21 protein-coding genes and 1 pseudogene are annotated in these 21,480 nt (G+C 71.3%); 10 read left to right on the forward strand and 12 right to left on the reverse strand.

Translation table 11 applies throughout. From position 1 onward, the window contains the following. The 6 genes from H0488_RS11630 to H0488_RS11655 form a co-directional block, all read left to right on the forward strand. A partial coding sequence (locus H0488_RS11630; protein WP_183099442.1) for an N-acetylmuramoyl-L-alanine amidase family protein occupies window positions 1-505 on the forward strand: 505 nt, incomplete at its 5' end. Window positions 506-804: 299 nt separating this feature from the next. Then, window positions 805-1,746 (forward strand): glucosyl-3-phosphoglycerate synthase, encoded by a 942-nt coding sequence (locus H0488_RS11635; protein ID WP_183099443.1) that lies wholly within the window; start codon window positions 805-807, stop codon window positions 1,744-1,746. Beyond that, the gene (folP, locus tag H0488_RS11640; protein WP_312856299.1) at window positions 1,743-2,606 is read left to right on the forward strand and encodes a dihydropteroate synthase; all 864 of its coding nucleotides are present in this window, start codon (window positions 1,743-1,745) and stop codon (window positions 2,604-2,606) included. Before H0488_RS11635 ends, folP begins: the two co-directional genes overlap by 4 nt. Beyond that, window positions 2,603-3,109 carry a class III extradiol ring-cleavage dioxygenase family protein gene (locus H0488_RS11645; protein WP_183099444.1) on the forward strand — a complete coding sequence of 169 codons (507 nt, stop codon included), beginning with the start codon at window positions 2,603-2,605 and terminating at the stop codon, window positions 3,107-3,109. The genes folP and H0488_RS11645 overlap by 4 nt, the downstream gene beginning before the upstream one ends. Before the next feature lie 19 nt (window positions 3,110-3,128). After that, complete coding sequence (locus tag H0488_RS11650) at window positions 3,129-3,737, forward strand: rhomboid family intramembrane serine protease (protein WP_312856300.1); 609 nt, start codon at window positions 3,129-3,131, stop codon at window positions 3,735-3,737. Window positions 3,738-3,756: 19 nt separating this feature from the next. Continuing rightward, window positions 3,757-4,530, forward strand: coding sequence for an enoyl-CoA hydratase-related protein (locus H0488_RS11655; protein WP_183099445.1), 774 nt, complete (start codon window positions 3,757-3,759; stop codon window positions 4,528-4,530). 34 nt (window positions 4,531-4,564) lie between these two features. Here the strand turns inward: H0488_RS11655 and H0488_RS11660 are convergent, their stop codons facing one another. Genes H0488_RS11660 through H0488_RS11685 form a run of 6 tightly spaced genes read right to left on the reverse strand, consistent with a single transcriptional unit; the run spans window position 4,565 to window position 11,260 of the window. Then, window positions 4,565-5,569, reverse strand: coding sequence for a TIGR03617 family F420-dependent LLM class oxidoreductase (locus H0488_RS11660; protein ID WP_183099446.1), 1,005 nt, complete (start codon window positions 5,567-5,569; stop codon window positions 4,565-4,567). An 8-nt stretch (window positions 5,570-5,577) separates the two neighbouring features. Then, the gene (locus H0488_RS11665; protein ID WP_183099447.1) at window positions 5,578-6,621 is read right to left on the reverse strand and encodes a LacI family DNA-binding transcriptional regulator; all 1,044 of its coding nucleotides are present in this window, start codon (window positions 6,619-6,621) and stop codon (window positions 5,578-5,580) included. Between the two features lie 10 nt (window positions 6,622-6,631). Then, complete coding sequence (locus tag H0488_RS11670) at window positions 6,632-8,113, reverse strand: GH1 family beta-glucosidase (RefSeq protein ID WP_183099448.1); 1,482 nt, start codon at window positions 8,111-8,113, stop codon at window positions 6,632-6,634. Then, window positions 8,110-8,949 (reverse strand): carbohydrate ABC transporter permease, encoded by an 840-nt coding sequence (locus H0488_RS11675; RefSeq protein WP_183099449.1) that lies wholly within the window; start codon window positions 8,947-8,949, stop codon window positions 8,110-8,112. The genes H0488_RS11670 and H0488_RS11675 overlap by 4 nt, the downstream gene beginning before the upstream one ends. Further along, the gene (locus H0488_RS11680) at window positions 8,946-9,950 is read right to left on the reverse strand and encodes a carbohydrate ABC transporter permease (protein WP_183099450.1); all 1,005 of its coding nucleotides are present in this window, start codon (window positions 9,948-9,950) and stop codon (window positions 8,946-8,948) included. Before H0488_RS11680 ends, H0488_RS11675 begins: the two co-directional genes overlap by 4 nt. Beyond that, window positions 9,947-11,260, reverse strand: coding sequence for an ABC transporter substrate-binding protein (locus tag H0488_RS11685; protein WP_312856301.1), 1,314 nt, complete (start codon window positions 11,258-11,260; stop codon window positions 9,947-9,949). The genes H0488_RS11680 and H0488_RS11685 overlap by 4 nt, the downstream gene beginning before the upstream one ends. A gap of 270 nt (window positions 11,261-11,530) precedes the next feature. Here H0488_RS11685 and H0488_RS11690 point away from each other — a divergent pair, with 270 nt between their 5' ends. Beyond that, window positions 11,531-12,643 (forward strand): ABC transporter ATP-binding protein, encoded by a 1,113-nt coding sequence (locus H0488_RS11690; RefSeq protein ID WP_183099451.1) that lies wholly within the window; start codon window positions 11,531-11,533, stop codon window positions 12,641-12,643. 4 nt (window positions 12,644-12,647) lie between these two features. Here the strand turns inward: H0488_RS11690 and typA are convergent, their stop codons facing one another. After that, window positions 12,648-14,546 (reverse strand): translational GTPase TypA, encoded by a 1,899-nt coding sequence (gene typA, locus H0488_RS11695; RefSeq protein ID WP_183099452.1) that lies wholly within the window; start codon window positions 14,544-14,546, stop codon window positions 12,648-12,650. A 116-nt stretch (window positions 14,547-14,662) separates the two neighbouring features. Between typA and H0488_RS11700 the strand changes: the two genes are divergently transcribed. After that, on the forward strand, window positions 14,663-15,352 hold the full coding sequence (locus H0488_RS11700; protein WP_183099453.1) for an aspartate/glutamate racemase family protein: 690 nt from the start codon (window positions 14,663-14,665) through the stop codon (window positions 15,350-15,352). Between the two features lie 26 nt (window positions 15,353-15,378). Here H0488_RS11700 and H0488_RS11705 read toward each other — a convergent pair whose 3' ends face one another. Then, window positions 15,379-16,134 carry a hypothetical protein gene (locus H0488_RS11705; protein ID WP_183099454.1) on the reverse strand — a complete coding sequence of 252 codons (756 nt, stop codon included), beginning with the start codon at window positions 16,132-16,134 and terminating at the stop codon, window positions 15,379-15,381. 82 nt (window positions 16,135-16,216) lie between these two features. After that, window positions 16,217-16,957, reverse strand: a complete 741-nt coding sequence (locus H0488_RS11710) for an SDR family NAD(P)-dependent oxidoreductase (RefSeq protein ID WP_183099455.1) — start codon at window positions 16,955-16,957, stop codon at window positions 16,217-16,219. A gap of 112 nt (window positions 16,958-17,069) precedes the next feature. Between H0488_RS11710 and mshA the strand changes: the two genes are divergently transcribed. Continuing rightward, window positions 17,070-18,332 (forward strand): D-inositol-3-phosphate glycosyltransferase, encoded by a 1,263-nt coding sequence (mshA, locus tag H0488_RS11715; RefSeq protein ID WP_246371912.1) that lies wholly within the window; start codon window positions 17,070-17,072, stop codon window positions 18,330-18,332. Next, window positions 18,329-18,841 (forward strand): type III secretion system chaperone family protein, encoded by a 513-nt coding sequence (locus H0488_RS11720; RefSeq protein WP_183099456.1) that lies wholly within the window; start codon window positions 18,329-18,331, stop codon window positions 18,839-18,841. Before mshA ends, H0488_RS11720 begins: the two co-directional genes overlap by 4 nt. A 27-nt stretch (window positions 18,842-18,868) precedes the next feature. Here H0488_RS11720 and H0488_RS11725 read toward each other — a convergent pair whose 3' ends face one another. The 3 genes and pseudogenes from H0488_RS11725 to H0488_RS24105 form a co-directional block, all read right to left on the reverse strand. Continuing rightward, window positions 18,869-19,795 (reverse strand): DMT family transporter, encoded by a 927-nt coding sequence (locus tag H0488_RS11725; protein WP_312856302.1) that lies wholly within the window; start codon window positions 19,793-19,795, stop codon window positions 18,869-18,871. Between the two features lie 827 nt (window positions 19,796-20,622). Next, on the reverse strand, window positions 20,623-21,300 hold the full coding sequence (locus tag H0488_RS11730) for a response regulator (protein ID WP_183099458.1): 678 nt from the start codon (window positions 21,298-21,300) through the stop codon (window positions 20,623-20,625). Beyond that, window positions 21,297-21,480 (reverse strand): annotated as a pseudogene (locus tag H0488_RS24105) (two-component sensor histidine kinase); the annotation flags it as partial. The pseudogene H0488_RS24105 and the gene H0488_RS11730, both read right to left, overlap by 4 nt.

Consider the following 21,480-nt stretch of genomic DNA (forward strand, 5'->3'; position numbering starts at 1 on the left):
GCTCGAGACCCGCCGGCTGCTCCGGCGGCTGGGCGCCCAGGTGCTGCTGACCCGGTCGTCGAACTCCCCGGCGACGTGGGGACCGTGCATCGACGAGCGAGGACGGGCGGGCAATCCCGACCGGCCCGGGCCGACGGCCGACGTCAAGATCAGCATCCATGCCGACGGGTCGCTGGCGTCGGACGCGCACGGCTTCCACGTGATCGCCCCCGAGGAGCGGTCGCCGTGGACCACCGACATCGCCGCGCCGTCGCTGCGGCTGGCGGAGGTGGTGCGCGACACCTTGGTGGAAGACGGCTTCGCCACGTCGACGTACGCCGGCTCCGACGGGATCGACGTCCGTGACGATCTCGGCACGCTCAACCTGTCCGACGTCCCGGTCGTCCTGGTCGAGCTCGGCAACATGCGGGACCCCGGCGACGCCGCGCTGATGACCAGTCTGGCCGGGCGGAGGGACTACGCGTCGGCCTTGGCGGACGCGGTCGCGCGCTTCGTGGCCTTGTGAGCCGGGGTGCGGTGCTCCTTGCCGCTCTCCGCGTGGGTGACCACATGGGTGAGCGAGCTGCGCCGCTTGCCGCCGAAGTGCCCGCCGTGTGGGCACGCTCGACCGTACCTGGCCCGACACCGGGCCTTCCTTATCCATCTGCGGAGAGCTCGCATCAGGACCCCGGAACTTTCTCCCCCCAGAGAATGCCTGTCCTACGCCCCGAGGAGGCCAGTGTGCCCCGGATCCCCGGTGCGCGCACGGGTTCGGGGCCGAAGCCGGGCCGGGAGCCGCCTCGGACGGTCGGTAGGGTCGCGACCATGCCCGCCGATTCCCCGGGGATCATCCGCACCGCGCACTGGGCGGACTGGTCGCTCGGCGACCTCCTCGACGCGAAGGGCGACACCCGGGTGAGCCTGGTCGTGCCGGCGCGCAACGAGGCCGGCACCGTCGGCGACGTCGTGGTCCGGGTGCGCGAGCGACTGGTCGACACCGTCTCGCTCGTCGACGAGATCGTGGTCATCGACAGCGACTCCACCGATGCGACCTACGACGTCGCGGCCTCTGCCGGCGCGGACGTGCACCGGGCGTCGGAGATCCGGCCCGACCTCGGCGTCCACCCCGGGAAGGGCGAGGCGATGTGGAAGTCGCTCTTCGTCACCGAGGGCGACCTGATCGTGTTCATGGACGCCGACCTCACCGACTGGGACACCCACTTCGTCCCCGGGCTGCTCGGGCCGCTCCTCTCCTGGCCGGAGGTGCAGCTGGTCAAGGGCTACTACGAGCGGCCGGGGGAGCAGGGGCCGCTCGACGGCGGCCGGGTGACCGAGCTGGTCGCGCGCCCGCTGATCTCGCTGCTCTTCCCGCAGCTCGCGGGCGTCGTGCAGCCCCTGGCCGGCGAGTGGGCCGTGCGCCGCGACCACTTCGCGTCGTTGTCGGTCCCGACCGGCTACGCCGTCGAGCTCGCGGCGCTCATCGACACGGTGCGCGAGCACGGCGAGGAGGCGCTCGCGCAGGTCGACCTCGGCACCCGCTCGCACGGCCACCAGGCCCTCCTCGACCTGGGCGGGATGGCGGTGCAGATCCTCGCCGCCGCGCTCGACCGCGCCGACCCGGCTCGTGTAAGCACCGAGATCGCGCCGACCCGGCTCTTGTCGACAAGAGCCGGCTCGGCGATCCTGCGGCAGTTCCTGCCGGGACCGGTCCCCCTGGACCGGGTGGTCGAGGTGGTCGAGCGCGGGCCGGCGGGAGCGCTCCTGTGACCCTGCAGCTCGGCCGCCATCCCTTCGCCGACGACGCCACGCTGATGATGGCGATCGTCAACCGCACCCCGGACTCCTTCTACGACCAGGGCGCCACCTGGGCCGAGGACGCCGCCTTCGACCGGGTCGCCGCGGTGGTGGCGCAGGGGGCCGAGATCGTCGACATCGGCGGGATCAAGGCCGCGCCGGGCGAGGAGATCTCGGCGGCGGAGGAGAAGGGACGGGTCGTCGACTTCGTGGCCCGGGTGCGCGCGGCGTACCCCTCCCTGGTGATCTCGGTCGACACCTGGCGGGCCGAGGTGGGCGCAGCGGTCTGCGAGGCCGGCGCCGACCTGCTCAACGACGCCTGGGGCGGCGCCGACCCCGAGCTCGTCGACGTGGCAGCCGAGCACGGCGTCGCGATCGTCTGCACGCACACCGGCGGCGCGACGCCGCGCACCCGCCCCTTCCGGGTCGAGTACGACGACGTGGTCGCCGCCGCGATCGACGACACCGTCCGCTACGCCGAGCGCGCCCTGGCGGCGGGTGTCGCCCGCGAGTCGATCGTCATCGACCCGGCCCACGACTTCGGCAAGAACACCTTCCACTCGCTGGAGGTCACCCGGCGGCTGGGGGAGATGGTCGACACCGGGTGGCCGGTGTTGGTGTCGCTGTCCAACAAGGACTTCGTCGGCGAGACCCTGGACCTTCCTGTCGGCGAGCGGCTGGTCGGGACGCTGGCGGCGACGGCGGTCTGCGCGCAGGCCGGCGCCCGGATCTACCGCGTGCACGAGGTGGTCGAGACCCGTCAGGTCGTCGACATGGTGTGGTCGATCGCCGGCCGCCGCCCGCCGCGGCGCGCGATCCGGGGCCTCGCATGAGTCCGAGCAGGCTGGCCCTGGTGCCGGGTGTGCCGGCGCTGCTGCCGTCGTACGCCTCCATCGACGACCCGGTCGCTGACCTGCGCGCCGCGTGTCTCACCGCGGCGGGCAGCCTCGGGCCTCGGGTCCGGGTGGTCGCACCCCACGACCTCGGCCGTCGGGTCGCTCGACAGCTGCTGGCCGAGGTCGGCGCCGAGGAGTCGACGGACGACCCGACCGGGACCCTGGTGGTCGGCAACGGGTCGGCGAAGCGGACGCTCAAGGCGCCCGGCCACTTCGACGAGCGGGCCGAGGTGTTCGACGACGACCTCCGGCGCGCGCTGCTGGAGCCGATCCCCGGCGCGCTGACCGGGTTCGACGAGCGGCTGGCCGAGGAGCTGTGGGCCGACCTGGCCGGCATCCGCGCGCTGGCGGACCTGCTCACACCCGCCCACCGCGCCGAGGTCGGGTACGACGACGCGCCGTACGGCGTGCAGTACTGGGTGGTTTGCTGGTCGGCCTGACCGGGGCACACTGACCTCCGTGGAGATCAGGGGCCGTGAGATTCCCGTCTGGCAACAGGCAGCCGCCATCATCGTCGGCTTCACCGCGCTGCTGTGGGTGATCGAGATCGTCGACCAGGCCATGGGCAACGACCTCGACCAGTACGGCGTCAAGCCGCGGTCGGACGAGGGCCTGCTCGGCATCCTCTTCGCACCGCTGCTGCACGGCGGCTGGGACCACCTGTCGGCCAACAGCGTCCCGTTCATGGTGCTCGGCTTCCTCACCCTGGCGTCGGGTGTGCTGCGCGGGCTCGCGGCGACCGGCGTGATCTGGCTGGTCGGCGGGATCGGCGTGTGGCTGGTCGCCGGGAGCAACAGCGTGCACATCGGGGCGTCCGGCCTGGTCTTCGGGTTCATCGTCTACCTCGCGATCCGCGGGGTGGTGAACCGGAAGTTCTGGGAGTTCGCGCTCGGTGTCGTCGTGCTGTTCGTGTACGGCGGCGTCCTGTGGGGCGTGCTGCCGGGGCAGCCGGGCGTCTCGTGGCAGGGCCACCTGTTCGGGGCGATCGGCGGCGCCGTCGCAGCGGTCGTCGTGAGCCACCGACGTGACGAAGTTCTCCGTGGGATCATCCCGGGCGAGGCCCGCTGACGCCGTACCGTAGCCGCTCGTGAACGACCTGCTGATCGAGCGCCGCGACGGCGTCCTGGACATCACCTTCAACCGTCCGCAGCGCCGCAACGCCTTCACCAAGGCGATGTACGGCGAGCTCCGGCAGCTCTGGATCGACACCGCGACCGACAGCTCCGTGCGGGTGGTCGTGCTGCGCGGTGCGGGCGGGCAGGCGTTCGCGGCCGGCAACGAGATCTCCGACTTCGTCGAGACCGACGACGCGGTCGGCTACGAGACCTGGATCCGCGAGATGCTCGACGGTCTGTTCACGCTGCCGCAGGTGACCATCGCCGCGATCGACGGCGTGTGCGTCGGCGGCGGTCTCGCCGTCGCGACCAGCTGCGACCTGCGGGTCGCGACGGCGGGCAGCCGGTTCGGCTACCCGATCGCCCGCACCCTCGGCAACGCGCTGTCCTCGCCGGTGCTCTACCGGTGCGCCGCCGTCTTCGGCGAGTCGCTGACCCGCGAGATGCTGCTGGCGTCCCGGCTGGTCGCCGCCGATCGGGCGTACGCCGCCGGCGCGCTCCTCGGGTGCGTCGACGACCGCGACGCGCTGGACCGCGAGGTGGCCGCGCTGGTGGACGGGATCGTCCAGGCCTCGCCGGTCACGCTCCGGGTCACCAAGGAGCAGCTGCTCGCCCGGGCGATGCTCACCGAGGCGTCCCCCGCCGACGAGGAGCAGCTGCTCCGCGAGGTCTACGGCGGACCCGACTTCGCCGAGGGCGTGCGCGCCTTCCTGGCGAAGGAGAAGCCCGCGTTCGGCAAGGCGTGACGGCGCGCCCGTCGGCCGATCAGCGCAGGTCCGGTCAGCGCAGGGCCGCGGCCAGGGCGGCGATCTGGTCGACCGGGGCGTTGTAGCCCGGGAAGTAGCAGCACACCCGGTCCGCGACGTCGCCGAACCGGCGCTTGATCTCCGCCGCGCACTCCTCCGGGGTGCCGCGCACGGCGAGCGTCGCGGCCATCTCGTCGGACACCAGCCCGATCATGGTCGCGACGTCACCGGTCTTGGACAGCCGGTTGAGCTCGGGCTGGAGGTCGCTCCAGCCCTCGGCCTCCAGCACCGGGACGTAGGCCGGTGTCGAGCCGTAGAACGCGAGCAGCCCGCGCACGCCGTACGACGCCCGCTGCAGCTCTTCGTCGGTGCGACCCATGGCGACGATGGCTTGCGGGTAGATCGGGAAGGCGGCCGGGTCGCGGCCGGCCTGCGCGAGCCCGTGGGCGACGGCCGGCAGGGTCCGCTCCCGGAAGTGTCGGTGGCTGTGGAACGGCATCACCAGCAGGCCGTCGGCGACCTCGGCCGCGGTGCGGGTCATCAGTGGTCCGAGCGCGCCGAGCAGCACAGGGGGAGGGCCGTAGGGGTTCGGCCCCGGCACGAAGGTCGGAGGCATCAGCGTGTGGGTGGTGTGCTCGCCGCGGAAGTCCAGTCGGGTGCCGTCCTGCCACGACGACAGGATCGCCTTGACCGCGAGCACGATCTCCCGCATCCGGGCCGCGGGCGGCGACCACGTGGCGCCGTACCGCTTCTCGATGTGCGGCCGGATCTGCGAGCCCAGGCCCAGCCGGAACCGCCCGCCGCTCATCAGCTGGAGGTCCCAGGCGGCGTGCGCGAGGTGCATCGGGCTGCGCGGCATCGCGATCGCGACGTTGGTCATCAGGTCGACGTCGACCTGGCCGGCCGCCGCCGCGAGCGGCAGGAAGACGTCGTGCGGGCCCTCGAAGGTGAACAGCCCGGCCGCGCCGGCCTCCCGGAGCTCACGGGCCCGGGCGAGGCTCTGGTCGGGTCGGGCGTCGAGCTGGAGGTCGAGGAGCACGGACTGATTCAAGCGGACTGGCGCACGACCAGCGACGGCGGGAAGATCACCCGCACCGGCTGGGTGGGGCGGGTCCGGTCGAGCTGGTCGAGCACCAGGCGGGTCGCCTGCTCGGCCATCTCGTTGAGAGGCTGACGCACGGTGGTGAGGGCCGGGGTGACCCGCTCGGCCACACCGAGGTCGTCGTAGCCGATCACGGCGACGTCGTCGGGCACCGCGCGGCCGGCAGCGGCGAGGGCCTCGAGCGCGCCGGCCGCCATCAGGTCGGACGCGACGAAGAGGCCGTCGACGTCCGGGTGTGCGTCCAGGAGGGCACGCGTGGCGCGGGCGCCACCGGCCTCGGTGAAGTCACCGTGCTCGACCACGTCGTCGCGCAGGCCCGCGTCCAGCACCGCCGATCGCCAGCCGTCGAGCCGGTCGATGCCGGCGGCCATGTCGACCGGCCCGGCGATGGTGCCGATCCGCCGACAGCCGCGCTCGACGAGGTGCTCGGCGGCGAGCCGGGCGCCGGCGATGTTGTCGGTGTCGACGTAGGGCACCTTGTCGGCGCCCGACCACGGACGGCCGACGAACGCGCACGGCAGGCCGAGCGAGGCGAGGTGCTCGGCGAGCCGGTCCTCGGAGTGGTGGGAGACGACCACGGCACCGTCGATGTGGCGGCGGCCGAGGTAGCGGAGCATCCGGCGCTCCTCGTCGCCCGGACGCGCGAGCAGCAGCACCAGCTGCAGGTCGCGGGGAGCGAGCACCCGGTTGACCGAGCGCAGCGTGTGGACGAAGAACGGATCGCTGAAGACCCGCTCGTCCGGCTCGGGGACGACGAGCGCCACCGAGTCGGTGCGCCGCGTCACGAGGCTCCGGGCGGCCGGGTTGGGGGTGTAGCCGAGCGTCGCGACGGCCGCCTCGACCGCGGCGAGCGCGGTGGGCGACACCCGGTTGCCACCGTTGATCGCCCGCGACGCCGTCGCGCGCGACACGCCCGCCAGCCGCGCGACCTCGTCGAGGGTCGGCGCCTGGCCCGGGTCACTGCCCGGACGGCTCGGTGGCTGGGTCACGCGGGGCACGTTATCGGTCGCCCTCCGTGGCCCCGCCGGACTCGACGGCAGCGATCGCGGACGTTCGGGCGACCCCGGCGTACCACTGCGCGCTGGCCTTCGGCGTGCGCTGCTGCGTGCGGTAGTCGACGTGGACGATCCCGAAGCGTTGCTCGTAGCCGTAGGCCCACTCGAAGTTGTCGAGCAGCGACCACGCGAAGTAGCCGCGTACGTCGACGCCGGCCTCGAGGGCGGCATGGACCGCCCGGAGGTGGGACTCCAGGAACGCCAGGCGGGCGGGGTCCGCGACCGTCCCGTCCGGACCGACCACGTCGTCGTACGCGGCACCGTTCTCGGTGATGTACATCGGCGGCGCGGCGTACTCCTCCTGCAGCCGCACGAGCAGCCGGGTGAGGCCCTCGGGCTGCACCTCCCAGTCCATCCCGGTGACCGGGTAGCCCCGCCGCGGGAAGGTGATGTCGTCGCCGCCGGGGAACGGCGAGGTGACCGGTCGCTCGGGATGGCGGACCCGGGAGCCGAGCAGGTCGGCGGCCGGGTGCGGCCGGCCCGAGGCGCCGTCACCGTGGTAGTAGTTCACGCCCAGCACGTCGAGCGGGGTGCTGATCAGGGCGAGGTCGCCGTCGAGGACGAAGTCCTCCCAGGCGCGGCCGCGCCAGGTCATGCCCGCGGTGTCGTCGTGGAGGTCGTCGGCGTAGGCGCCGCGCAGCACCGGGTCGAGGAACATCCGGTTCCACAGGCCGTCGACGCGCCGCGCGGCCTCGACGTCGGCGGGCTCGGCCGCGTCGAACGGCTCGGCGACGGTGAGGTTCAACGTGATGCCCAGCTGTGCGGAGGTGCCGCGGCGGCGCAGCTCGTCGACGACCAGCCCGTGCCCCAGCATCAGGTGGTGGGCGGCCACGATGCCCGCGACGCCCTCCTGCCGGCCGGGCGCGTGCTGCCCCCCGGTGTAGCCGAGGAACGCCGAGCACCACGGCTCGTTCATCGTGGTCCAGTACGACACCCGGTCGCCGAGGGCGTCGTACAGCGTGAGTGCGTAGTCCGCGAAGCGGTACGCCGTGTCGCGGTTGGTCCAACCCCCGGCGTCCTCCAGGACCTGCGGGAGGTCCCAGTGGTACAGCGTCAGCCACGGCGTGATGCCGCGACCGAGCAGCTCGTCGACCAGGCGGGCGTAGAAGTCCACGCCGGCCCGGTTGGGACGACCGCCGTCCGGGCGCACCCGCGGCCACGCGGTGGAGAACCGGTAGGCGTTGAGGTCGAGCCGTGCCATCAGGGCGACGTCGTCGGCCATCCGGTGGTAGTGGTCGCACGCGATGTCGCCGGTGTCGCCGTCGAGGACGGCGCCGGGGGTCCGGGCGAAGGTGTCCCAGATCGACGGGGTCCGCCCGTCCTCCGCGGTCGCGCCCTCGATCTGGTACGCCGCCGTGGCAGCGCCCCACAGGAAGTCGGGGGGGAAGCGCACCGCTGCGGAGCGGGTCTCCTCGGTCTGGGTCATCCTTTGACGGCTCCTTGCATGATGCCGGCCACCAGGTGGCGACCCGACAGGGCGAACAGGATCAGCAGCGGCACGGTGGCCATCCCGGTGCCGGCGAGCACCAGGGCGTAGTCGGTGGTCTGGCCCTGTCCGGTCAGCGCCAGCCGGTCGAGCGCCAGCTGCAGGGTCTGCGTCTCCTGCAGCGCGACGAGCGGCCACATGTAGTCGGTCCAGACGAACATGAACGTGAAGAGGAAGAGCATCGCCATCGCGGGTCGCGCGGCAGGCACGGCAACGGTCAGGAAGGTGCGGAACATCGTGCACCCGTCGACCCGGGCGGCCTCGATCAGCTCGTCCGGGATCGCGTCGACGAGGTACTGGCGCATGAAGAAGACGCCGAACGCCGTGACCAGCGACGGGAGTGCCACCGCAGCCAGGGTGTCGAGCAGCCCGTAGTCACGCATGAGGATGAAGAGCGGGACGATCGCCAGCTGGGTCGGCACCGCCATCGTCATCACCACGAAGCCCATCAGCGCGCTGCTGCCGCGGAACTTGAGCTTCGCGAAGGCGTAGCCGGCCATGGTCGAGAAGAACACGACCGACGCCGCGCACGCCGTGGAGACCAGGAAGCTGTTGAGCATCGCGCCCCAGAACTCGGTGGTGTCGAGCACCCGGCGCGCGTTGTCGAGGAAGTGGCCACCCGGCACGAGGGGCGGCGGCTTCGAGTTAGCCTCGTCCTTGGTGTGCGACCCGATGACGAACGACCAGTACAGGGGGAGCGCCGACCCCGCGACGAACGCGGCCAGCAGGCCGTAGACGACGAATCCCGGACGACGGCTCGCCTCGCTCGAGCTCATGCCGACCTCCTGGTGAGGAAGCGGGTGATCGCGAAGTTGAGCAGCGCGATCCCGACGATGATGAGGAACAGCACCCACGCCGCCGCGGAGGCCCGTCCGTAGAACTGGTCCTCGATGCCCTTCACGTAGATGTAGAGGGTCGAGGTCATGTACTGGTGGTCGGGTCCGCCCTCGCGTTGCGGGGTGTCGTCGAAGAGCCGCGGCTCGGTGAAGATCTGCAGGCCGCCGATCGTGCTGGTGACGATGACGAAGATCATCGTCGGCCGGATCATCGGCAGCGTGACCGAGAAGAACTGACGGACCCGGCCGGCGCCGTCGAGCGCGGCCGACTCGTAGAGGTCGCGCGGCACGGCCTGCATCGCGGCGAGGAAGATGAGCGCGTTGTAGCCGGTCCAGCGCCAGTTCACCATGCCGGCGATCGCGAGGTGGCTCCACCAGCGGTCGACGTGCCACCGGACCGGCTCCAGGCCGAGGCTCTCGAGCGCCGAGTTCACCACGCCGTACTGGTCGGCGAAGAGGCTGCCGAAGATCAGCACGGCGGCGGTCGGGGCGACCACGAACGGCAGCAGCACGCTCATCCGCCAGAAGGTGCGCCCGCGCAGCCGGTTGTCGAGCAGTGCCGCAACGGTCACCGCGATGACCACCTGCGGCACCGAGGACATCAGGAAGATGCTGAAGGTGTTGACCAGCGACTTGATGAAGACCGGGTCACCGAGGACGAACCGGTAGTTCTCCAGGCCGACGAACTCGCCGCGCTGGTAGTAGAAGCGGTCCCAGTCGTAGAGCGACAGGTAGCCGGTGTAGATCAGCGGGTAGAGGCCGACCAGCCCGAACAGGATGAAGAAGGGCGAGATGTAGAGGTACGGCGACAGCCTCAGGTCCCAGCGCGACAGCCGCTCGCGTCGTACCAGCCGGGCCCGGTTGTGCCGATGATGGCCACCCGCCGGGGCTGCGGGATCTTCCGCGGCCCCGGCGGGGGTGCCCTCGAGGCGGGTGCTCACTGGAGGGAGTCGACCTCGTTCACGAAGGTCTGCCACGACTCCTCAGGATCCGCGCCCTGGTCGACCCGGGTGATCGCCTCCTGGAACTTGCCGAGGATGTCGGAGTAGAGCGGGCCGTGGTACGGCTGGACGGTGATCGCCGCGGCCCGGTTGGAGAAGATCTCGCCCGCAGGGGCGCCGTTGAAGTACTCGTCCTGGGTCGAGAGCAGCTCCGGGTCCTCGAGCGCCTCGACCTGCGACGGGAAGTTGCCCAGCGTCTGGAAGATCTCCAGCTGCTGCTCCGGAGCGGTGATCCAAGCCGCGAACTCCTGGGCCGCCTCCTGGTGCGGAGAGGCCTTCGGGACCGCGAGGTAGGAACCGCCCCAGTTGCCGCCGCCGCCGGGGAAGACGTCGGCGATGTCCCACACGACACCGTTGGGGGCGGGGTCGCCGGTGTTGTCACGGATGTTGCTCCGCATCCAGCCGGGGCACGGGACGGTGGCGAAACCGTCGTTCTGGAAGCCGGCCGACCAGTCGTCGCTCCACTGGGCAGCCTTGGTGGACAGCGACTCGGTGTTGGCGGTCACGGTCTCGTAGACGGCGCGGAGCTCGTCGTTCTCGACGTCCACGGAGTTGTCGGCCTGCTCGAAGGGGAACTCGACCTGGTTGAGCATCGCCTGGGCGATCGAGCCCGAGGCGTCGTACCAGGCGGCGTCGCTGTTGGCGACGAACTCCTCGCCGAGGGCGAAGTAGTCCTCCCACGTCGTCATACTGGCGGCGACCTCCTCGCGGTCGGTCGGCAGCCCCGCCTTCTCGAAGAGGTCGGCGCGGTAGCAGATCGCCTCGGGACCGGCGTCGGTCGCGTAGCCGAGGAGCGCGCCGTCGGGGGTGGTGGCGGCGTCCTCCTTGAACTCCAGCCAGCGGCCCTCGACCTCGTCGTCGGAGAGGTCGACCCAGCGGTCCGGGGCGGCGACGAGCGCCGGCATGAAGTCGCCTTCGATCGCCACGACGTCGGGGAGACCCTCGTTGGCCTGGAGGAGGGTGTTGAGCTCGTTCTTCCAGTCGTCCCACAGCGACACCTTGGTCTGCTTGACCTGGATGTCGGGGTTGGCCTCGTTCCACTCCTCGATGAGAGCGTCGTAGCCGAACTCGCCGAACGTGGTGATGGTGAGCGACTCGCCTTCCTTCAGGTCCTCCTGCTCGGCGGACTTGGTCGGGTCGGAGTCGTCTCCGCACGCCGTCAGCCCGAGGACCAGAGCGGTGACCGCGCCGAGGACGACCTGGCCCCGGCGGACGACGGGCCGATGCGGCCCGGTGGTGGTGATGCGCACGGTGTGACACTCCTGCCCGTAGTACTTCCGTGGAGGGTGGGATCTGATGATCTCAAGCACTGCCAGGTGTGAGAGCGCTTCCACAACTGGCAGCGGCCACACCATGACATGGGTCACATGACGTGTCAATAGTCGCCGCGCAGCCGCTGGATCCGCGAGCACCGACACGTGAGAGCGCTTCCACTAGACGAGGGGCCAGCGGCGGCGTACTGTGACCGCGGTCATGCTGTTGCCGCCCTCCCGAGGGCCGGCAGGCGGAAGGGAATCCAGATGGCGCAAGTGCGCTTCGAGCACGCCGAGCACGTCTACCCGGGCGCGAAGGAACCGGCGGTGTCCGACCTCGACCTCACCATCGAGGACGGCGAGTTCATGGTGTTCGTCGGTCCGTCCGGGTGCGGGAAGTCGACCTCGCTGCGGATGCTCGCCGGGCTCGAGGAGGCCACGTCCGGATCGATCTGGATCGGCGACCACGACGTCACCCGGGTCGCGCCGAAGGACCGCGACATCGCGATGGTGTTCCAGAACTACGCGCTCTACCCCCACCTGACCGTCGCCGAGAACATGGCGTTCGCACTCAAGATCGCCCGCGTGGGCGCGGCCGAGCGCAAGGCGCGGGTCGCCGAGGCGGCACGCCTGCTCGACCTCGAGGACGTCCTCGGCCGCAAGCCGCGCGCGCTCTCGGGCGGCCAGCGGCAACGCGTGGCGATGGGCCGCGCGATCGTGCGGAAGCCGCAGGTCTTCCTGATGGACGAGCCGCTCTCCAACCTCGACGCCAAGCTCCGGGTGTCGACCCGCACCCAGATCGCCGCGCTCCAGCGCCGGCTCGGGGTGACCACCGTCTACGTCACCCACGACCAGGTCGAGGCGATGACCATGGGCGACCGGGTCGCGGTGATGAAGGCCGGCCGGCTCCAGCAGGTCGACACGCCCCTCGCCCTCTACGACAAGCCGGCCAACCTGTTCGTGGCGGGCTTCATCGGGTCGCCGGCCATGAACCTGCTGGCCGGCAAGACCTCCGGCGACGGGGTCGCGAACGTCGACGGCTACGAGCTGCCGATCGACCGCACCGCCGCCGCGGCGTCCTCGGGCTCGGTGACCCTCGGCATCCGCCCGGAGTCGTGGCGGCTCGCCGCCGACGGGCAGCCGGGTTTCCCCGTCACGGTCGCGGTCGTGGAGCAGCTGGGTGCCGACGCCTTCCTGTACGCGACGCCGGCCGGGGTCGACGCGAGCACGACGTCCGACGGACTGCTGCCGCAGGTCGTCGCGCGGCTCGAGGGTCGCCAGGAGCTGCGGGCGGGCCAGGAGGTCCGCCTGGTGGCGGACCCGAAGGCGCTGCACGTGTTCGACACCGAGTCGGGCGAACGGCTGGCGCCCGCGGGCTGAGCGGCTACTTGGCCTTGCGGGCCCGGGCGGCCGTCTTGGCGCGCTCGTTCTGGTCGAGCACGACCTTGCGGATCCGCACCGAGTCGGGGGTGACCTCGACGCACTCGTCCTCGCGGCAGAACTCGAGGCACTGCTCGAGCGAGAGCCGCCGCGGCGGGATGAGCTTCTCGAAGTTGTCGGAGGTCGCGGACCGGATGTTGGTCTGCTGCTTCTCCTTGGTGATGTTGACGTCCATGTCGTCGGCGCGGGAGTTCTCGCCGACGATCATGCCCTCGTAGACCTCGGTCGCGGGCTCGACGAACATCACGCCCCGCTCCTGCAGCGACGTCATCGCGTACGCCGTCGCCGCGCCGGCGCGGTCGGCGACGAGCGAGCCGTTGTTGCGCGAGCGGATCTCGCCGGCCCAGGGCTCGTAGCCCTCGGAGATGTGGTGGGCGATGCCCGTGCCGCGGGTGTCGGTGAGGAACTCGGTGCGGAACCCGATCAGGCCCCGGGCCGGCACGATGAACTCCATGCGGACCCAGCCGGTGCCGTGGTTGGTCATCTGCTCCATGCGGCCCTTGCGGGTGGCCAGGAGCTCGGTGATCGTGCCGAGGTACTCCTCGGGAGCGTCGATGGTCAGCCGCTCCATCGGCTCGTGCAGCTTGCCGTTGATCTCCTTGGTGACCACCTGCGGCTTGCCGACGGTCAGCTCGTAGCCCTCGCGGCGCATCTGCTCGACGAGGATCGCCAGCGCCAGCTCACCGCGGCCCTGCACCTCCCAGGCGTCGGGGCGCTCGGTCGGCAGGATCCGCAGCGACACGTTGCCGATCAGCTCGGAGTCGAGCCGGTCCTTGACCAGTCGTGCGGTGACCTTCGATCCCTTGATCCGGCCGACGAGCGGCGAGGTGTTGGTGCCGATCGTCATCGAGATCGCGGGCTCGTCGACGTGGATCAGGGGGAGCGCGACGGGGTTCTCCGGGTCGGCCAGCGTCTCGCCGATGGTGATGTCCGGGAAGCCGGCGACCGCGACGATGTCGCCGGGACCGGCCTTCTCGCCAGGCTTGCGCTCGAGGCCCTCGGTGACGAGGAGCTCGGTGACCTTGACGTTCTTGACGGTGCCGTCGCGCTTCATCCAGGCGACCTGCTGGCCCTTGCGCAGCTCGCCCTGGTGGACCCGGACCAGCGCGAGCCGACCCAGGAAGGGCGACGCGTCGAGGTTGGTGACGTGGGCCTGCAGCGGCGCGCCCTCGTCGTACGTCGGAGCGGGGATGTTCTCGAGGATCGTGCGGAACAGCGGCTCGAGGTCGTTGCCCTCCGGCATGCTGCCGTCGGCGGGCTGGGTGAGGCTCGCGATGCCGGCCTTGCCCGAGGCGTAGACGACCGGGAAGTCGAGGGCGTCCTGGCTGTGCGACTCGTCGAGCAGGTCCATGAACAGCTCGTAGGTCTCGTCGACGACCTCGCTGATCCGCGCGTCGGCCCGGTCGGTCTTGTTGACCACCAGGATCACCGGCATGTCGGCGTTGAGCGCCTTGCGGAGCACGAACCGGGTCTGGGGGAGCGGACCCTCGCTGGCGTCGACGAGCAGGACGATCCCGTCGACCATCGACAGGCCGCGCTCCACCTCGCCACCGAAGTCGGCGTGGCCGGGGGTGTCGATGATGTTGATCGTCATGTCGCCACCGGCGAGCTCGTGGGCCGAAGGACCGCGGTAGTGCACCGCGGTGTTCTTCGCGAGGATCGTGATGCCCTTCTCCCGCTCGAGGTCGCCGGAGTCCATGACCCGCTCCGCGACACCCTCGGCCTGGTGCGCGGTGAACGCGCCCGCCTGGTGGAGCATCGCGTCGACCAGCGTGGTCTTGCCGTGGTCGACGTGCGCCACGATGGCGACGTTGCGCAGGTCAGTGCGTCGGGTCTGAGACATGGGTGTACGTCGCTTGCTCTCGTTCGGGGAGGGTCGGCGCCGGATTCGGGCCGTCGACCAGACTATCGGCGTCGGGGCGCCCCGCTCACATCGGCAATCGTCGGTAGGCTGCTCCAATGCAGACGATCGGACTCGTCGGGGGCATGAGCTGGGAGAGCAGCGCGGCCTACTACGACCTTCTCAACCGCGGCGTCGAGGCCCGGCTCGGCGGGCTCCACTCCGCCAAGACCGTCATGGCGTCGGTCGAGTTCGCCGAGGTCACCGCCCTCCAGCTGGCCGAGGACTGGGACGGCGTCGCCGAGGTCGTGGCGGCCGCCGCGCAGTCGGTCGAGCGGGCCGGTGCCGAGTTCCTGCTGCTGTGCACCACCACGTTCCACCGGGTGGCAGAGCAGGTCGAGGCGGCGATCGAGATCCCGCTGCTGCACCTGGCCGACGTGGTCGCCGAGGCCGGCAAGGCCGAGGGCGTGGAGTCGATGGCGCTGCTCGGGACCCAGTTCGCGATGAGCCGGACGTTCTTCACCGAGCGCATCGCGCGGCACGGGCTCGAGGTCGTCGTACCCGAGGCTCAGCACCACGACGAGCTGAACCGGATCATCTACGACGAGCTGGTGCACGGCAGGATCGTCGACGACTCCCGGAAGTACGTCGTCTCCCTGATCGACGAGCTGTGGGACGCGGGCGCCGGCGGGGTGATCCTCGGCTGCTCCGAGCTCGAGCTGCTCGTCAAGCAGGCCGACTCCGACCTGCCGGTCTTCCCGTGCACGACGTTGCACGTCGAGGCCGCTCTCGATCGCGCGTTGGGCTGACCGCCCAAGGATCCTGAGGCGGGCTGCTACTGGCTCCTGGTCGCGTCCTCGGCGATGCTCCCCGGTGGTGGTGTGTCCTGCCAGGTGCCGCCGGCGACCGCCCGCTCCTCCGCGAGCCGGGGCCAGTCACCTTGGGCGCGCCCCGGGTCCTTCGGGTCGATGACCACGGGGATCTCGGCGCCCGGGTGGACGTACCAGGAGACGTACGGCGGGACGTGGTCGCGGTTGATGGTCGCGTGCGACCCGTCTGCGCGCCGGACGACGACGTCCCAGTTCTGGGTCGGCATGCCGAGCGCGCGGGCCTGCGCGAACGACACGACGATCGCGTTCTCGGCCGGCCACTTGCGTAGCCGTGACAGCACCCGCGAGTCGAGGGAGGTGTCGGAGAGACCGGGATCGGGGGTCTTGCGGACGCTGCGGCCCGGGTCGTCCGGCGCCGTCGCCACGTCGGCCATCGCCTGCGGGTCGATGACGACCGAGCGGCCGTCGGTCCGGATCCGCACCGTCGATCCCAGCCGCAGCGCGGGGTGCAGCGCATCACCGAAGAGGAGGCCGCCGACCTGCGGCTCCGGCGCGAACCACTCCAGTCGCAGGTGGGTCGTCGTCGTGCCGTCGTTCGACCGCCGCCGGATCCCGGTCACCACCGCGGTGCCGGGGTCGCCGGCCTCGGCCAGCCGGGCCGCCCGCTCGTAGCGCCGGTCCCGGAACACGGCGTGCTCGAGGTCGGACTCGGCCTGGGCTATCCGGTCGGCGCCGCCCAGGAGCTTGCGGAACAGTCCCATGGCGCAAGGGTCGTCCACCGCCGGGAAGGTGGCAAGGGTGGCAGGGCCGGGAGGGTGCGAGCGGCGGGCGCCGGCCGCGGACTCACACGCGGTGCACCTTGTGCTGGGCGGCCTGCGCCCGCGGGCGCATGACCAGCTCGTCGATGTTGACGTGGGCGGGACGGGTGGCCACCCAGGTGATGGCGTCGGCGACGTCGTCGGCGGTCAGGGGGTCGGGCACACCGGCGTAGACCGCGTCGGCCTTCGCCTGGTCGCCGCCGAACCGCACCAGCGCGAACTCGTCGGTCCGCACCATCCCGGGCGCCACCTCGCACACCCGGATCGGCTGGTCGTAGAGCTCCAGCCGCAGCGTCTCGGTGACGACCTTGGTGCCGTGCTTGGCGGCGGTGTAGCCGCCCCCGCCCTCATAGGCCACCCGGCCGGCGGTCGAGCCGACGTTGACGATGATCCCGGACCCGCTCCGGAGCAGCGCCGGCAGCAGCGCGCGGGTCACCTGCATGAGACCGATGACGTTGACGTCGAACATCCGGCGCCACTCCTCGGAGTCGGCCTCGGCCACCGGGGTGGCGCCGAACGCACCGCCGGCGTTGTTGACGAGTACGTCGAGCGGCCCCTCGATCGCGGCCGCCAGTGCAGCGACGGCGTCCGCGTCGGTCACGTCGCAGACGATCGCGCGGCCGCCGATCTCGGCCGCGAGCGCCTCGATCCGCTCCTGGCGCCGCGCCACGCAGACCACCTCGAACCCCTCGCCGGCCAGCCGCCGAGCGGTGGCCGCGCCGATCCCGCTGGAGGCTCCGGTGACGACGGCGAGAGGCTTGGTCATGTCCGCGATTCTGTCAGCCCGGGAATGCGGACCGGTCCCCCCTGGTTGTTCGCTTCGGGCCAGACCGTTCGCAACCGGATCCCGGCCCCCCGACCCTGCCGAGGAGGCGTGCATGACGGAGATCCGCCGGATGGCGATGATCAGCCTGCACACCTCGCCCCTCGACCAGCCCGGGACCGGTGACGCCGGCGGCATGAACGTCTACGTCGTCGAGGTCGCGCGGCGGCTGGCCGCGCGCGGGATCGAGGTCGACATCTTCACCCGCGCGACCAGCAGCCTGCTCGACCCGATCGTGCCGCTGGCCGACGGCGTGCAGGTCCGCAACGTGCACGCCGGGCCGTTCGAGGGGCTGACGAAGAACGAGCTGCCCGGCCAGCTGTGCGTGTTCGCGCGCGAGGTGCTGCGGGCCGAGGCCGCGCAGCCGCTGGGGCACTACGACGTGGTGCACTCCCACTACTGGCTGTCCGGCCAGGTCGGCGCGCTGACCCGCGACCGTTGGGGCGTCCCGCTCGTGCACTCGATGCACACGATGGCGAAGGTCAAGAACGAGGCCCTCGCCGACGGCGACACCCCCGAGCCGGCCGCGCGCGTGATCGGCGAGGAGCAGGTGGTCGAGGCGGCCGACGTGCTCCTGGCCAACACCGACCTCGAGGCCAAGCAGCTGATCAACCTGTACGACGCCGAGGCCGGGCGGGTCGAGGTCGTCCATCCCGGTGTCGACACCGCCGTCTTCCGACCCCAGGACCAGGCCGCCGCGCGCGCCGCCCGGGGGATCGCCGACGACGCGCTGGTGCTGCTGTTCGCGGGCCGGATCCAGCCGCTCAAGGCTCCCGACGTGCTGCTGCACGCGACCGCCGAGCTGCTGCGGCTGCGGCCCCAGCTGCGCCGCCGGCTGGTGGTGCCGATCGTCGGCGGACCGTCGGGGTCCGGCCTCGAACGCCCGACCGCACTGGCGAACCTCGCCGCGGAGCTCGACATCACCGACGTGGTGCGGTTCGTGCCGCCGGTGCCGCAGGACGAGCTCGCGGGTTGGTACGCCGCTGCCACACTGGTGGCCGTGCCCTCCTACAACGAGTCCTTCGGCCTGGTCGCCGTCGAGGCCCAGGCGTCCGGCTCCCCGGTCGTCGCGGCCGCGGTCGGTGGCCTCACCACCGTCGTCCGCCACGGCCACAGCGGCCTGCTCGTCGACAGCCACGACCCGACCGACTGGGCCCGCGCCATCGAGCCCGTCGTCGTCGACTCCGCCTACCGCGACCGGCTCGCCGCCGGTGCGCTCGAGCAGTCCCGGCTCTTCTCGTGGGAGGCCACCGCGGAGCAGACCCTCGAGGTCTACCGTCGCGCCGGTTCGCTGATGCGCGAAGCGGTGGCGGGGTGACCGGCGACCAGGAGCTCGCCGACGTCGTACGACAGCACCTCGCCTCCTCGGAGATCGAGTACGAGGAGCCCGAGCCCGGCGTCTTCACGTTCGCCCTGCCCGGCGAGCGCAAGCAGCAGACGCCGGTGCGGCTCGACATCGGCCCGCACGCACTCGGTGTGCACGCCTTCGTGTGCCGGCGCCCGGACGAGGAGTTCGAGCGCGTCTACCGCTGGCTGCTCGAGCGCAACATGCGCATGTACGCCGTCGCGTTCGGCCTCGACCACCACGGCGACATCTACCTCGACGCCCGGCTGCCGCTCTCGATGGTGAATCACGACGAGCTCGACCGGCTGCTGGGCTCGGTGCTGACCTACTCCGACGAGTCGTTCAACGCGATCCTCGAGCTCGGCTTCGAGTCGTCGATCCGCAAGGAGTGGGAGTGGCGGATCTCCCGCGGAGAGTCGACCCGCAACCTCGAGGCCTTCCGCGGCTGGCTCGAGGCCGGCACGACCGACACCGAGGACTGACCCCGAGGACTGGCCCCGAGGTCGAGGTCACGCGGGCGCCGGCTCCTTCGCGGCAGCAGCCGCCGCCCGTCTGGCCGGCGACCGGCGGGCGATCGCGACGCCGACCAGCGCGAGCACGCCTCCGACGTACGCCACTGTCGGCGGCGTCTCGCCGAGGAAGATGAGCGCCATCACGATGGTGATGGGCGGGACCAGGTAGGTCGTGACGCCCAGCGACGACGCGGTCATGTGTCGCAACGCATAGGCGTACGTCGTGAACGCGATCGCCGTGGGGAAGACCCCCAGGTAGACCAACCAGAGCAGCGACGAGGTGGGCGCGTCGGCCGCCTCGGACAGCAGGGACGGACCGAACGGCAGGCAGGTGATGGCGCCGATGCCGCAGGCGAGCCAGGTGACGTGGACGGCCGTCAGGTCGGTGAGCAGCGGCTTCTGGAGGATCAGGCTCACCGAGTAGGTCACCGCGGACACCACGCAGAGCAACGCGCCGAGGAGCATCTTGCCGGAGTCGACGTCGCTGTCGCCGTTGCCCGACAGCCCGATCAGGGCCACGCCGGCGAACGCGACGAGCAGACCGATCACGAGCGGCGTCGTGAACCGCTCGCCCAGGAACACCGCGGCGAGCACGGCCACGAGCACGGGGGAGACCTGCAGCAGCATCGCCGCCGTACCGGCGTCGACCCAGACCTCGCCCTGGTTGAGCGCGAGGTGGTAGATCGAGAACCACAGGACCCCGATGACGGTGATCGACGCCCACTGCTTCCGGGTCGGCCGGGGCAGGCCGTCCCGCAGTGCGAAGAACGCGAGCGCGATCGCCGCGACCCCCATCCGGGCGAGGGTCAACGGACCAGCGGAGAAGTCGTCGGCCAGGTGCCGGATCGCGACAAACGCCGACGCCCAGAAGACCAACGTCGTCCCGACCGCGAGCAGAGGCAGGACGTTCCCGGATTTCGTCACGCCGTCGAAACTACGGGGCGGCACCGACATCCGTCGCGCGGTTTTCGGTCAGCGGTGCGTGAGATGCGGTCGCCGTTGGTCGAGGAGGTCGCGCAGCGACCGTCACGAGACCCTCTGCCTGTGGTTGCGGTCAGCCGTTGGTCGAGGAGGTCGCGCAGCGACCGTCACGAGACCCTCTGCCTGTGGTTGCGGTCACCCGTTGGTCGAGGAGGTCGCGCAGCGACCGTCACGAGACCCTCTGCCTGTGGTTGCGGTCGCCGTTGGTCGAGGAGGTCGCGCAGCGACCGTCACGAGACCGTCTGCCTGTGGTTGCGGTCAGCCGTTGGTCGAGGAGGTCGCGCAGCGACCGTCACGAGACCCTCTGCCTGTGGTTGCGGTCACCCGTTGGTCGAGGAGGTCGCGCAGCGACCGTCACGAGACCGTCTGCCTGTGGTTGCGGTCAGCCGTTGGTCGAGGAGGTCGCGCAGCGACCGTCACGAGACCCTCTGCCTGTGGTTGCGGTCAGCCGTTGGTCGAGGAGGTCGCGCAGCGACCGTCACGAGACCCTCTGCCTGTGGTTGCGGTCACCCGTTGGTCGAGGAGGTCGCGCAGCGACCGTCACGAGACCCTCTGCCTGTGGTTGCGGTCGCCGTTCGGCTCACCGGGTCTCGATACGCGGCATCGCGGCTTCGTTCCTCAGCCGCGGCCGCTACTCGACCTCCTCGCCCGACGGCAGTCTGCTCGTTCCTCGCAGACTGCCTGGCCTCGGACCTCAGCCGCGGCCGCTACTCGACCTCCTCGGCCGACGGCAGTCTGCTCGTTCCTCGCAGACTGCCTGGCCTCGGACCTCAGACGTCGAACTTGTAACCCAGCCCGCGGACGGTGACGAGGTACTTGGGCTCGCTGGGCTCGGGCTCGAGCTTGGCGCGGAGCCGCTTCACGTGGACGTCGAGGGTCTTGGTGTCGCCGACGTAGTCGGAGCCCCAGACCCGGTCGATGAGCTGGCCGCGGGTGAGGACCCGACCGGGGTTGCGGAGGAACATCTCGAGGAGCTCGAACTCCTTCAGCGGCAGCCGCTGCTCCTCGCCGTCGACGGTCACGACGTGCCGCTCGACGTCCATCCGGACCGGCCCGGCCTCGAGGGTGTCGGGCAGCAGCTCGGTGTCGAGCCCGCGTCGGAGCACCGCGCGGATCCGGGCGACGAGCTCGCGGGGGGAGTACGGCTTGGTGACGTAGTCGTCGGCGCCGAGCTCGAGCCCGACCACCTTGTCGACCTCGTCGTCCTTCGCGCTCACCATGATCACCGGGACGTTGGACGTCTGCCGGATGGTGCGGCACACCTCGGTGCCCGGGATGCCGGGCAGCATGAGGTCCAGCAGCACGATGTCGGCGCCGTTGCGGTCGAACTCGGTGAGCGCGGCGTTGCCGTCGGCCGCGATCGCCACCTCGAAGCCCTCCTTGCGGAGCATGTAGGCGAGCGCGTCGCTGTAGCTCTCTTCGTCCTCGACGACGAGTACTCGGGTCACTGGCTCTTCTCCTGTTGTGCTGGGCGGTCCGCGTCGGCGTGCGCCGCTGCGGGGACCGTCTCGGCGACGGGGGGCGTGTGCAGCTCCTCGTCGTACGTCGCATGGTGGGGCAGGGTCAGGGTGAACGTCGACCCTTGTCCCTCCACCGACCACACCCGGACGTCGCCACCGTGGGTGGCG

It is taken from the genome of Nocardioides pelophilus (assembly GCF_014180685.1).
In the GTDB taxonomy this organism is placed as follows: Bacteria; Actinomycetota; Actinomycetes; order Propionibacteriales; family Nocardioidaceae; genus Nocardioides; species Nocardioides pelophilus.

Bases quoted from the DNA above. Each gene is read 5' to 3' on its own strand.
- H0488_RS11675 (WP_183099449.1), bottom strand. From the start codon at position 8,949: ATGAGCTCGAGCGAGGCGAGCCGTCGTCCGGGATTCGTCGTCTACGGC.
- H0488_RS11705 (WP_183099454.1), bottom strand. From the start codon at position 16,134: ATGGGACTGTTCCGCAAGCTCCTGGGCGGCGCCGACCGGATAGCCCAG.
- H0488_RS11710 (WP_183099455.1), bottom strand. From the start codon at position 16,957: ATGACCAAGCCTCTCGCCGTCGTCACCGGAGCCTCCAGCGGGATCGGC.
- H0488_RS11700 (WP_183099453.1), top strand. From the start codon at position 14,663: ATGCAGACGATCGGACTCGTCGGGGGCATGAGCTGGGAGAGCAGCGCG.
- H0488_RS11645 (WP_183099444.1), top strand. From the start codon at position 2,603: ATGAGTCCGAGCAGGCTGGCCCTGGTGCCGGGTGTGCCGGCGCTGCTG.
- mshA (WP_246371912.1), top strand. From the start codon at position 17,070: ATGACGGAGATCCGCCGGATGGCGATGATCAGCCTGCACACCTCGCCC.
- H0488_RS11635 (WP_183099443.1), top strand. From the start codon at position 805: ATGCCCGCCGATTCCCCGGGGATCATCCGCACCGCGCACTGGGCGGAC.
- typA (WP_183099452.1), bottom strand. From the start codon at position 14,546: ATGTCTCAGACCCGACGCACTGACCTGCGCAACGTCGCCATCGTGGCG.
- H0488_RS11690 (WP_183099451.1), top strand. From the start codon at position 11,531: ATGGCGCAAGTGCGCTTCGAGCACGCCGAGCACGTCTACCCGGGCGCG.
- H0488_RS11670 (WP_183099448.1), bottom strand. From the start codon at position 8,113: ATGACCCAGACCGAGGAGACCCGCTCCGCAGCGGTGCGCTTCCCCCCC.